This window comes from Phenylobacterium composti DSM 19425 (assembly GCF_059568645.1).
Map to the genome: position 1 here is coordinate 132129 of NZ_JCANTT010000016.1, position 12652 is coordinate 144780.

A 12652-nucleotide genomic window follows, 5' to 3' on the forward strand; every position below is an offset into this window, starting at 1 on the left:
CACGCTATGAACATAGTGGCGGTATATGTAGATTGACCGTCGCGCCTTTGACTTCCTACCCAAGCGCATTGGGCGGCCCGTCTGCTTTTCGGGGCGCTGCGATGACGACGTGAACGTCGCCCGACGGGGGCGCTTGGAGGGTTTTCTGATGTTGTTGAAGGGGAAGCGAGGGCTGTTGCTCTCATCGACGGTGCTGATGGGCCTGGGCATGGCCGGCGCGGTCGCCAGTCCGGCCCTGGCCCAGGGGGCGGGCGAGATCTCGGAAGTGGTGGTGACCGGCTCGCGGATCCCGCAGCCGAACCTGACCAGCGCCAGCCCGGTGACGGTCGTAGGGGCTCAGGACGTGCTGACCCGCGGCGTCACCCGGACCGAGGACCTGGTGAACCAGCTGCCCCAGGTGTTCGCCGGCCAGGGGGCGATGATCGCCAACGGCGCCACCGGCACCGCCACGGTCGACCTGCGGGGCCTTGGTCCCAACCGCACCCTGGTGCTGATCGACGGCCGCCGCCTGCACATCGGCACGCCGGCGGCCACCGCGGCTCTGACGGCGCCTGACCTGAACTTCATCCCCGCGGCCCTGGTGGAGCGGGTCGAGGTGGTGACCGGCGGCGCTTCGGCCGTGTACGGCGCCGACGCCGTGGCCGGCGTCGTGAACTTCAAGATGCAGCGCAATTTCGAAGGCGTGCGTCTCGACGCCCAGTACTCAGGCTACCAGCACACCAACAACAACGACTCGCTCCAGGAGGTCATCCGCCGCCGGGCGGCCGGGGCCCTCGATCCGTCGGCCTTCCGGGTTCCGGAGAAGGACGTCTGGGACGGCGGCACCACCGACCTCAACCTCGTGGTCGGGGTCAATTCGCCTGACGGCAAGGGCAACGTCACGGCCTATGCGGGCTATCGCAATGTCCAGGCCGTGACCCAGGACAACCGCGACTACAGCGCCTGCAACATCGCCACATCCTCGGCGGCGGCGTCCTATGACGGCTGGATCTGCTCGGGCTCGGGCACCACGGCGCCGGCGCAGTTCCTGCCGGGCGGCGGGGCGCTGACGGGCATCACGCTTGATCCGAACGCGCCCGGCGGCCGGGGTTTCCGTCTCTATGACGCTAACCGCGACGCCTTCAATTTCGCGCCGTACAACCACTTCCAGCGGCCGGACACGCGCTACACCCTGGGCGCCTTCGCCAACTACCAGTTCAGCCAGAAGGTCGAGTTCTACACCCAGCTGATGTTCATGGACGACCACACGGCGTCGCAGATCGCGCCGTCGGGCGTGTTCGGCCAGAACATGAACATCAACTGCGACGGCAACCCGTTCCTCACCGCCGACATGGTGGCCGCGTTCTGCGCCCCCACCATCGACCAACTGCCGGATGATCCGGCCAATCCGGCCTCGATCGGCCTTAACACCGACGCCGACCCGACCACGCCCGGCCAGCAGGCTTCGGTGGCGGTGCTGCGCCGGAACGTCGAAGGCGGCGGGCGGATCTCGGACCTGCGCCACACCAGCTATCGCGGCGTGATCGGCCTGCGGGGCGAGTTCGACAACGGCTTCCAGTACGACATCTACGGCCAGCACGGCGCGGTCGAGTACCAGCAGGTGTTCTTCAACGACTTCTCCCTGGCCCGCTCGGCCAAGGCGCTGGACGTGGTGATCGACCCGACCACGGGCCTGCCGGCCTGTCGCTCGGCGGCGCCTGCGCTCGCCGGGGCCAACTTCGATCCGGCCTGCCGGCCCTATGACATCTTCTCCCTGGCGGGACCGTCCCAGGAGGCCATCGACTATCTGCAGACGCCCGGCTTCCAGAACGGGGAGTATGTCCAGACCGTCGTCTCGGCGTCGCTGACCGGCGACCTCGGTCAGTACGGGGTGAAGCTGCCATGGGCCAACGACGGGGTCGGCTTCGCCGTCGGCACGGAGTACCGGCGCGAACGGCTGCAACGAAACACCGACGTGGCCTTCCAGACCGGCGACCTCGCCGGCCAGGGCGGCGCCACCCTGCCGACGCAGGGGGCCTACGACCTCTATGAGCTGTTCGGCGAGGCGCGCATTCCGCTCGTCCAGGACCGGCCGTTCTTCCACAATCTGTCGGCCGAGGTGGGCTACCGTTGGTCGGACTATTCGCTGGGCTTCTCCACCGACACCTACAAGCTGGCCGGCGAATGGTCGCCCACGCCCGACGTCCGGTTCCGCGGCGGCTACAACCGGGCGGTCCGGGCCCCGAACGTGGTGGAGCTCTTCTCGACCCTGAACGTGGTGCTCAACGGCTCGACCGATCCCTGCGAGGGCACGACGCCGACCTGGACCCTGGATCAGTGCGCCCGCACCGGCGTCACCGCGGCGCAGTACGGCAACATCGTCCCGAACCTGGCCGGCCAGTATAACGGCCAGGTCGGCGGCAACCCCGACCTCCAGCCCGAGACCTCGGACACCTATTCCGTGGGCGTGGTCTTCACGCCGGCCTTCATCCCGGGCTTCTCGGCCTCGGTGGACTGGTACCGGATCAAGCTGAAAGACCGGATCGGCCAGATCGGCCAGGACGTGACGCTTGAGCGCTGCGCCGCCACCGGCGACGCCTTCTTCTGCGGCCTTATCCGGCGCGCGCCGGGCACCGGCTCGCTGTGGCTGTCGCAGAACGGCTACATCGTCGACACCACCTTCAACACCGGCGCCCTGGAGGTCGAAGGCGTCGACGTCGAGGCCAACTACCGCTTCGACTTCGGCGACTTCGGTGCGACGCGCGGGCTCGACCGGTTCGGCGGCCTGAGCTTCAACTTCCAAGGCAGCTGGCTCGACAAGTACGCCATCACCACCCTGCCGGGCGACGAGCCCTTCGACTGCGCCGGCCTCTACGGCACGGTGTGCACCGGCTCGGCGGTCTCCACCGGGGCGCCGCTGGTGGAATGGCGGCACAAGCTCCGGGCCACCTGGCGTACGCCGTGGAATGTCGAACTGTCGGGCACCTGGCGTCACATCTCGGGCGTGGACGTGGACGCCGAGTTCTCGGGGGCGAGCCACGGCAGGGGGCCTGACGCGCGGCTGGGCAGCCAAAACTACTTCGACCTGGCCGGCACCTGGGGCGTGCGTGAAAACGTCACCCTGCGCTTCGGGGTGAACAACCTCTTCGACAAGGAGCCGCCGCTGGCGTCCTCGGGCGCCGGGTCGATCAGCAACTGTCCGACCGGACCATGCAGCGGGAACACCTACCCGATGACCTACGACTCCCTCGGCCGGTACCTGTTCTTCGGGGTGCGCGCCGACTTCTGACCCGGCAGGCGGAAGGCTCGGTCGGCGGGCGGAGCGGGCGGCCTTGCATCCCCCGTTCCGCCCGCCCGCTAAATCGTTGACATCACGTCGTTCGAGGCGGAAAAGGCCAGGCCTTCCGGTCCCCGTGCCAAAAGCGCGGGGACGCTGCCTTTTCGGAGGGCTCCTTCGTTGACCGATAAGACCGCCGGCCAAGCCGCCGCGCCCGTCCCCAGCGACCATCTCATGGGCGTCTATGCACGCGCCCCGCTGGCGTTCGAGCGAGGCGAGGGCTCGCGCCTCTACACGGCCGAAGGCGAGGCCTACCTGGACTGCATGGCCGGCATCGCGGTGACCGCCCTCGGCCATTCCCACCCCAAGCTCGTGCAGGCGGTGAAGGACCAGGCCGAAAAGCTCTGGCACACGTCCAACATCTTCCGAATCCCGAACCAGGAGAAGCTGGCCGACCTCCTGACGCGGCACACCTTCGCCGACGTGGCCTTCTTCACCAACTCGGGCGCCGAGGCCATCGAGTGCGCCATCAAGACGGCGCGCAAGTATCACTGGGCCAACGGCCAGCCTGAGCGGATCGACATCATCGGCTTCGACGGCTCGTTCCACGGTCGGACGCTGGCCACCATCTTCGCGGCGGGCAATCCCAGCTATGTGGAAGGCTTCGGCCCTCAACTGCCCGGCTTCGTTCAGGCCAAGTTCGGCGACGTCGAGGGGCTGAAGAAGCTGGTCGGCCCGACCACCGCGGCCATTCTGCTCGAGCCCGTGCAGGGCGAGGGCGGCGCGCGCTCCTGGTCCGAGGCCGATCTCAAGGCCATTCGCCAGCTCTGCGACGAGACCGGGACCCTGCTGATCTATGACGAGATCCAGTGCGGCCTCGGCAGGACCGGCCGGTTGTTCGCCCACCAGTGGGCCGATGGGGCCGCCGATCCCGACATCATGGCCGTGGCCAAGGCCCTGGGCGGCGGCTTCCCGGTGGGCGCCTGCCTCGCCACCGCCGAGGCGGCCAAGGGCATGACGCCCGGCTCGCACGGCTCCACCTATGGCGGCAATCCGCTGGCCATGGCCGTGGGCGTGGCCTCGGTCGAGGAACTGGCGAAGCCCGAGCTGATGGAGCACGTCCAGGAAGTCGCCGGCTACTTCAACCAGCAGCTCTCGGGCCTGAAGGACCGCTACCCCGACGTGGTCGTCGACATCCGCGGCAAGGGCCTGCTGATCGGTATCAAGCTGGCCACGCCCAACCGCGAATTCATGCAGCACGCCCGCGACCAGAAGCTGCTGATCGCCGGCGGCGGCGACAACTGCGTGCGGCTGCTGCCGCCGCTGACGCTCTCCCTCGACGAGGCTCGCGAGGCCATGGAGTCGCTGGAACGCGCCTGCGAGACGGCGCGGGCCAAGGCCAAGGCGGCCGCGGCGTGAGCGGCCCGTCGCCCCGCCACTTCCTGGACCTCTGGCGGCTGGACGCCGCGGAGATTCGGGCCATCCTCGAGGACGCCAAGGCCCGCAAGGCCGCCCGCGCCGGCTGGCCCAAGGGGCGGCCCGACCCGGATCGCCCGGCCGACGGCCGGACCCTGGCGATGATCTTCGAGAAGAACTCCACCCGGACGCGCTTCTCGTTCGACGCGGCCATGCGCCAGCTTGGCGGCGATGTGATCATCTCCAACGCTGCGGACATGCAGCTGGGGCGCGGCGAGCCCATCGAGGACACCGCCCGGGTGCTCTCGCGGATGGTGGATGCGGTGATGATCCGCGCCAACAACCACGAGGACATCGAACGCTTCGCCCTGGCCTCCACCATCCCGGTGATCAACGGCCTGTCGGACAAGAGCCATCCCTGCCAGATCCTGGCCGACCTGATGACCTTCGAGGAGCATCGCGGGCCGGTGGAGGGCAAGACCATCGCCTGGGTGGGCGATGGCAACAACGTGTGCGCCAGCTTCATCCACGCCGCCCCCAAGCTGGGCTTCCGGCTGAAGATCGCCACGCCGGCCATTTATCATCCCGACCTCGTGGACCTGGCCCGCGCCGCCGAGCAGAACGGCCAGGTGGAGACTGCCGACGATCCGCGCGAGGCCGTCCGGGGCGCCCACTGCGTGGTCACCGACACCTGGGTCTCCATGGGCGACACCGACCATGACGAGCGCTTCGAGGCGCTTGAGCCCTATCAGGTGGACGAGGCGCTGATGGCCGAGGCCGCCGCCGATGCGGTCTTCCTGCATTGCCTGCCCGCCCATCGGGGCGAGGAGGTGGTGGACGCCGTCATCGACGGCCCGCAGAGCCTGATCTGGGACGAGGCCGAGAACCGCCTGCACGCCCAGAAGTCGATCCTGGCCTGGTGCTTCGGGGCGATCTAGCCGGACGGAGTGAGAGCGGGGAAACCATGAGGCTTTCCGCGGTTCGGGCGGGGTTGCTGGCCGGGGCGCTCGCGCTTTCGGCGGCGCAGGCCCGCGCCCAGACGGCCGCCGACCTCGACGGCATCTTCTCGCGCTTTTCGGCTACGACGCCCGGCTGCGCCGTAGGGCTCGACCGGCCGAACCAGCCGGTGCTGACCCGCGCCTGGGGCATGGCCGACCTGGAGCACGGCGTGCCCAATACGCCGGACACGGTCTTCGAGTCCGGCTCGGTGGCCAAGCAGTTCACCGCCGCCGCGATCCTACTGCTGGCGCGCGATGGGCGGCTGAGCCTCAAGGACGATGTGCGCAAGTACATCCCCGAGCTGTGGGCCTATCCGACGCCGGTGACCATCGAGCAGCTGCTCAACCATACGAGCGGCCTGCGCGACTGGGGCGACGTGGCCCAGCTGGCCGGCTGGCCGCGGACGACCCGCGCCTATACGAACGAGGAGGCGCTCACCATCGCCTTCCGGCAGCGGTCGCTGAACTACGTCCCGGGGGCCGAGTACTCCTACACCAACACCGGCTACATCCTCGCCGCCGAGGTGGTGCGCCGGGTGAGCGGCCAGACGCTCTCCCAGTTCAGCAACGAACGGATCTTCAAGCCCCTGGGCATGAGCCGCACCCAGTGGCGCGACGACTTCCGCCGCATCGTGCCCGGCCGGGCCATCGCCTATCGCGCCGGGCCGGCGCAGGACATGCCGTTCGAGAGCACCTACGGCCACGGCGGTCTGCTCACCACCGTATCCGACCTGCTGACCTGGAACCGGGCCCTCGCCGAGGATCGCCTGGCGCCCGGCCTCTACGCCGAGATGCAGGTCCAGGGCGTCCTCACCGGCGGGCGGCGGATCAGCTACGCCCGGGGCCTGCAGATCGAGCAGCGTCTCGGTCGCAAGGAGGTGGCGCACTCGGGCTCCACCGCCGGCTATCGCACCTGGCTGGCCTACTATCCCGCGGAGAAGGTCTCGGTGGCGGTGCTCTGCAACACCGCCGAAGCCGACGCCGTGGGCCTCGGCCGCCGGATCGCCGACTTCGCCATCGTCCCGCCCGCCGCGGCCGACGAGGTCGCCTCGCCGACGCCGCCGAAGGAGCTGGAGATCCGGCCCGGCGTCTATCTCGACGAGGCCACGGGCCAGGTGGGGCGCATCGTCCGCGAGAACGGGATGCTGCGCCTGGCCAGCGGGCCGCTGGTCTATTCCGAACGCGAGGCGCGCTACCGCATCGGCTCGGACCTGGTGATCTTCACCGCCGAGGGCTTTGAGCGCCGCCGGGCGGACGGCGACGTCTCGCGCTTCCGCCGCCTGACCAGCCACGCCCACACCCCGGCCGAGCTGTCGGCGGCGGCCGGCCTCTACACCAGCGACGAGGCCCAGGGCACGCTGCGCCTCAGCTACTGGCAGGGGCGGCTGATCCTGCAGCCGGCGGACCGGCCCAGCTATCGCCAGACGCTCGAGGCCCTGGCCAAGGACACCTTCCTGGTGCATGGCGGTGTCGTCCGTCTGATCCGCAATGCCGAGGGGCAGGTCGAGACCCTTCGCTTCACCACCGCCCGCGTCCGCGACCTCCGCTTCCGGCGGACCCGCTGACGCACTGGCTCGCAAAGCCGCAGACGCAACCTATATTGGCGCCCATGTCCAATCCTTCCGTTCCCGACGACCTGGTCGGCGCCTTCCAGATCGAAGGCGAACCCGTGCGCGGCCGCGTGGCGCGCCTGGGCCCCGCGATCGACGAGATCCTGCGCGGTCACAACTATCCCGAGCCGGTCGCGAACCTGCTGGGCGAGGCCTGTGCGCTCGCCGCCCTCGTCGGGTCGAACCTGAAGTTCAACGGCCGTCTGATCGTCGAGGCGCGCGGGGCCGGGGCCGTGCGCTACCTGGTGGCCGACTACGACACCTCTGGCGGCCTGCGCGGCTACTGCCGCTTCGATCCGGACGAGGTGGAGGCCGCCTCCCAGGGCTTCCAGCGTCCCGGGGCGCGCTCGCTGCTGGGCGACGGCGTCTTCATCATGACCGTGGACCAGGGCGCGGACATGGACCGCTACCAGGGGATCACCGCCATCGAGGGCGAGACCCTGGCCCTGTGCGCCGAGCAGTATTTCGCCCAGTCCGAACAGACCCCGACTCGGGTTCGCCTCGCCGTGGGGCAGGGCGGGGAAGGGGCCGACCGCAAGTGGCGGGCCGGCGGCGTCCTGATCCAGTACATCGCCGGGGACGAGAGCCGCGGCTCCACCCTCGAGGCCTGGGAACGGACGCAGGCGCTCTTCGAGACCCTGGGTGAGGACGAGATGCTCGACACCGAGCTCAACTCCAACACCCTCCTGTGGCGGCTCTTCCACGAGGACGGGGTGCGGGTGTTCGGCTCGAAGATGCTGCGCGCCTTCTGCCGCTGCTCGCAGGACCGCATCGAGACGGTCCTGAAGTCGTTCCCGGTCGAGGACCGCGAGGGCATGATCGAGGCTGACGGCCGCATCCATGTGACCTGCGAATACTGCTCGCGGGTCTATGCGGTGGAGCCGGCGGCCCTGGAGCCTGCGGCCTAGGTCGAGAGCCGGCGGGGGCTTCCGCCCGGAAGCCCCTCAAGCGGCGGTGCGGCCTCAGACGGCGTCCAGCGCCCGGGTCACGTCGCGCACCAGGTCGTTCGGCCCTTCCAGCCCGACGCTCATCCGCACCCAGCCCTGGGTGAGGCCGATGGAGACGCGCTCCTCCTCGGGCATGGAGCGGTGAGTGGTGGTCGACGGGTGCGTGGCCATCGACTTGGCGTCGCCCAGGTTGTTGGAGATGTCGACGATCTCCAGGGCGTCGAGGAAGCGCCAGGCGGCCTCGCGGCTGCCGAGGTCGAAGGCCACCACATTGCCGCCGCCGCTCATCTGCCGGGCGATCACCTCGGCCTGCGGGTGGTCCGGGCGGCCGCAATAGACGACTTTCCTGGCCTTGCCGTGGGCGGCGATGGCGTCGGCCACCTTGCCGGCGTTCTCGGTCTGGCGCCGGACGCGCAGCTCCATGTGCTCCAGGCCCTTCAGCAGCACCCAGGCGTTGAAGGGCGAGAGCGCCGGGCCGGTGTGCCGGTGCATGTCCTTGTAGGTGTCGAGCAGCAGCTGGGCCGAGCCCAGGATGGCGCCGCCCAGCACCCGGCCCTGGCCGTCGATGTGCTTGGTGGCCGAATAGACCACCACGTCGGCGCCCAGCGGCAGGGGCTTCTGGAAGACGGGGGTGGCGAAGACGTTGTCCACCACCAGCCTGGCGTTGGCGGCCCTGGCCACCTCGGCCACGGCGGCGATGTCGGTCACCTCCAGCAGCGGATTGGCCGGGCTTTCCACGAGGAAGGCCTTGGTGTTGGGGCGGACAGCGTTCCTCCAGGCCTCGATGTCGGTGGCGTCCACATAGGTGGTCTCGACCCCGAAGCGCGGCATCCATTCCGACAGGATCCAGCGGCAGGAGCCGAACAGGGCCCGGCCGGCCACGATGTGGTCGCCGGCCCGTACCAGGCCCATCAGGGCGAGCTGCACCGCCGCCATGCCCGAGGCCGTCGCCTTGCACGCCTCGGCGCCCTCGATCAGGGCCAGGCGCTGCTCGAAGATCTCGGTCGTGGGGTTGCCGAAGCGCTGGTAGATGAAGCCAGGCGCCTCGCCGGCGAAGCGGGCGTCGGCCGCCGCGGCGCTGTCGTAGGAGAAGCTCTGCGTCAGGAACAGGGCTTCCGACATCTCCCCGTGTTCAGTGCGCATGAGGCCGCCGCGCACCGCCTGGGTCTCGATCTCCCAATCGCGCGGATCTTCCGCCATCACGGCCTCCATCACCTGCAGAAAAGCTGGCGCCACGAACGCCGTTGCGCCACGCCGGTCAAGGGCCGGTTCGCGCGCCGCGGCTCAAAGTCCCACTGGGCGTCCCACCAGGCGTCCCACCAGGCGTCCCACCGGGCGGCCAAGCCGGGGGCGCGGCGGCGGGCGTTTCGTGCCCCGCTCTCATGCTTTTTGTGGTTCTTCTTGCCACATCGTCGTTCTCGGCTAAGTCTGCGCCGCCCATGAGCGACGCTGAACGCCCGGGCATCCTGCCCTGCCAATCCATCGAGAGCCTGATCGCGGCCCGGGCGATCACCTCCGAGACGTCCTGGGATCCTGATCAGGTCCAGCCGGCCAGCCTCGACCTGCGCCTGGGCGCGAGGGCCTGGCGCGTGCGGGCCTCGTTCCTGCCGGGCCGCCATCTGGTGCGCGAGCGGATCGCCGAGGTGGCGATGCACGAGCTCGACCTGACCCGGGGCGCGGTGCTGGAGCGGGGCTGCGTCTATATCGCCGAGCTGCAGGAGCGCCTCGCCCTGCCGCCGGGCGTCTCGGCTCGGGCCAATCCCAAGAGCTCCACCGGCCGGGTGGACGTCTTCGTGCGCCTGCTCACCGACGCCGGCGGCGCCTTCGACGACGTGGCCGAGGGCTACGCCGGCCCCACCTACATCGAGATCGCGCCCCAGACCTTCTCGGTGCTGGTCCGCACCGGCACCCGGCTGAACCAGCTGCGCCTCAAGCGCGGCGCGCCCGAGCGGCTGAGGATCGAGAGCGTCGGCGTCGACCTGACCGGCGAGATCGCCGGCTTCCGGGGCCGCCGCCATGCCGGCGTCGTCGACCTCGACCATGTGGACGGCCACGACCCCCGCGACTTCTGGGAGCCCCTGGTTCCGCGCAACGGCCAGCTGCTGCTGGATCCCGGCGAGTTCTACATCCTGGCCTCGAAGGAGGCGGTGGAGATCCCTGTTCTGGAGGCGGCCGAGATGACGCCCATCGATCCCTCGGTGGGCGAGTTTCGGGTGCACTATGCGGGCTTCTTCGATCCGGGCTTCGGCACCGACGAGGCGCACGGCAAGGGCTCCAAGGGCGTGCTGGAGGTCCGCAGCCACGAGACGCCCTTCATCCTGGAGGACGGCCAGACGGTCGCCCGCCTCGTGTATGAGCCGCTAACCGAAAGGCCCACGCGGCTCTATGGCGACCTCGGCTCGCACTACCAGCGCCAGGGCCTGAAGCTCTCCAAGCACTTCAAGGTCTGGGACGACTAGCGGCGGGCCGACGCCGTCCCGAGCGCCCGGCAGGCGTCGCAGAAGGCCGCGATGTCGGCCTCGTCGTGGTAGATGGAGAGGCCGATGCGAAAGACATCGTCGCGCACGTCGACGATCACGTCCCTGGCCATCAGCGCCTGTTTCCACTGAAGCGCCCGGGGATGCCGGAGCGCCAGGAACCGGGCCTGAGCCCCGCGCCCCGGCGGGTTGAGCACCTGGGCCTCTGACAACGGCCCGGCGCCGCCCGCGGCGATCTCGTCCAGTAGCCGGAGCTGCAGGGTGGTCGCATGTCGGACGATGTCCGCCGTCGTCAGGCCCTCGGCGGCCAGCATGCGGCCTGCGGCCACGAAGCGGTACAGTCCTGAGGGATCGAAGGTGGCGCCCATGAAGCGTCGCGCATCGCGCGTATAGCCGACGCCGCCGGCGGGCCCCTCCAGATCGCCAAACTCGGCGTACCAGCCGGTGAGCGCAGGTCTCGGGCCGAAGCCAGGCGGAGCATGCAGGAAGGCCGCCCCCTCGCCGGCCATGGCGTACTTGTAGCCCCCGGCCAGGTAGAGCAGCCGCTCGGCGTGGCCCGAAAGGTCCGTCGGGACGGCGCGGAAGCCGTGATAGCCGTCCACCACCACCCAGGGGCCCTCGGGCCGGGCGAGTTCGGCCAGGCTCCAGACCTCCTCGAACACCCGGCCGGTCCGGAAGAACACGTGGCTGGCGAAGATCAGATCGAAGCCGCCGCTCCGCGCCGCCCCGAGGAAGCGCGCTGCAAAGTCGGACGCCTCGCTGGGGACCAGGGTCAGCTCGATCTGCCCGCTCTCGACCCAGCGGGCGGCCTGCCGCCGGAACGAGTGGAACTCTCCATCGGTGGACAGCACCCGCACCGGCCGTCGCGGGACGGCCGAGACCAGCACGGCCAGCAGGGTGCGGGTGTTGGGGGCGAAGACCACCGTCTCGGGCGAGGGCAGGGAGAGCTCGGCGGCTACCAGCGCCTGGGCTGCGGGCCAGATCTCGCCCAGGGCCTTGTCCCACTTGCGGTCGGCCAGGGCCGCGGCGTCGGTCCAGGCCTCCATCTGGGCGTCGAAGGTGGCGTCGGGCCACAGGTGGTGGCTGTGGGCGGCCAGGTGCAGGCGCCCGGGGGCGGCGGCGAGCGCCCGGGAGAACAGGTCCTTGCGCGCGGTCAAAGCCTGGTCCTCAGGGACCACAGCTCCGGGAAGCAGCGGCGCTGGAGAGTCCTGGCCAGATAGCCCGCCCCTTCAGTGCCGCCGGTGCCGGGCCGCCCGCCGATGATCCGCTCCACGGTGAGGACATGCTTGTGCCGCCAGGTGACCAGGGCGTCGTCCAGGTCCACGAGCTTCTCGGCCAGCTGGTAGAGCTCCCAGTAGCGCTTGGTGTCGCGGTAGACCTCGAGCCAGGCGGCCTCCACCTCGGGCGAGGGCGTGTAGGTCTGGGCGACGTCACGGTTCAGCACCACCTCGGGCACGAAAAGCCCGTGCTTCGGCAGCTGGGCGATGGCCACGTCATAGAGGCTGGGCGTCTCCAGGGCGGCCTTCAGTTCGGCCAGGGCCTCGGGACGGTCGGCGTGGAAGCGCAGGAAGCTGTCGTCCTTCAGGCCGAGGAGATATTCGAGGGTCCGGAACTGGTGGCTCTGGAAGCCCGAGCTGGTGCCCAGGTATCCGCGGAAGCTCAGGTAGTCGGCGGGCGTCATGGTCGCCAGCACGTCCCACGAGAGCGTCATGATGGTCTGGATTCGCGAGACGCGGGCCAGGGCCTTGTAGGCGGGCTCCAGGTCGCCGGCCGCCACCAGCCGGCGGGCGAGGCCGACCTCGTGGATGATCTCCTTGAGCCAGAGCTCCTTGGTCTGATGGATGACGATGAACAGCAGTTCGTCGTGACGGTCGCTCAGCGGCTTCTGGGCGGCGAGCAGTTCGTCGAGCGCGAGGTAGCGCGCATAGGTCATGGGGTCCGACATGGG

At 69.9% G+C, this 12652-nt stretch carries 9 protein-coding genes; 6 read left to right on the forward strand and 3 right to left on the reverse strand.

What is annotated here, in order from left to right; translation table 11 throughout:
• Window positions 1-175 precede the first annotated feature (175 nt).
• From BO64_RS12305 to BO64_RS12325, 5 genes are all read left to right on the forward strand, one after another.
• Complete coding sequence (locus BO64_RS12305; RefSeq protein WP_496403600.1) at window positions 176-3268, forward strand: TonB-dependent receptor plug domain-containing protein; 3093 nt, start codon at window positions 176-178, stop codon at window positions 3266-3268.
• 222 nt (window positions 3269-3490) lie between these two features.
• Window positions 3491-4675 (forward strand): aspartate aminotransferase family protein, encoded by a 1185-nt coding sequence (locus BO64_RS12310; protein ID WP_496403679.1) that lies wholly within the window; start codon window positions 3491-3493, stop codon window positions 4673-4675.
• Window positions 4672-5610 (forward strand): ornithine carbamoyltransferase, encoded by a 939-nt coding sequence (gene argF / locus BO64_RS12315; protein ID WP_496403601.1) that lies wholly within the window; start codon window positions 4672-4674, stop codon window positions 5608-5610. Before BO64_RS12310 ends, argF begins: the two co-directional genes overlap by 4 nt.
• A gap of 26 nt (window positions 5611-5636) precedes the next feature.
• Entirely contained in the window at window positions 5637-7235 is a 1599-nt protein-coding gene (locus BO64_RS12320) for a serine hydrolase domain-containing protein (RefSeq protein WP_496403602.1), read from the forward strand.
• Between the two features lie 44 nt (window positions 7236-7279).
• Window positions 7280-8188, forward strand: a complete 909-nt coding sequence (locus BO64_RS12325; RefSeq protein WP_496403603.1) for an Hsp33 family molecular chaperone — start codon at window positions 7280-7282, stop codon at window positions 8186-8188.
• Window positions 8189-8242: 54 nt separating this feature from the next.
• Here BO64_RS12325 and metZ read toward each other — a convergent pair whose 3' ends face one another.
• Complete coding sequence (gene metZ, locus BO64_RS12330; RefSeq protein WP_496403604.1) at window positions 8243-9427, reverse strand: O-succinylhomoserine sulfhydrylase; 1185 nt, start codon at window positions 9425-9427, stop codon at window positions 8243-8245.
• Between the two features lie 239 nt (window positions 9428-9666).
• Between metZ and BO64_RS12335 the strand changes: the two genes are divergently transcribed.
• On the forward strand, window positions 9667-10686 hold the full coding sequence (locus BO64_RS12335; RefSeq protein WP_496403605.1) for a 2'-deoxycytidine 5'-triphosphate deaminase: 1020 nt from the start codon (window positions 9667-9669) through the stop codon (window positions 10684-10686).
• Here BO64_RS12335 and BO64_RS12340 read toward each other — a convergent pair.
• Window positions 10683-11882 carry a kynureninase/PvdN C-terminal domain-containing protein gene (locus BO64_RS12340; protein ID WP_496403606.1) on the reverse strand — a complete coding sequence of 400 codons (1200 nt, stop codon included), beginning with the start codon at window positions 11880-11882 and terminating at the stop codon, window positions 10683-10685. The genes BO64_RS12335 and BO64_RS12340 overlap by 4 nt on opposite strands.
• Window positions 11858-12649, reverse strand: coding sequence for a tryptophan 2,3-dioxygenase (locus BO64_RS12345; RefSeq protein WP_496403607.1), 792 nt, complete (start codon window positions 12647-12649; stop codon window positions 11858-11860). Before BO64_RS12345 ends, BO64_RS12340 begins: the two co-directional genes overlap by 25 nt.
• Window positions 12650-12652 lie beyond the last annotated feature (3 nt).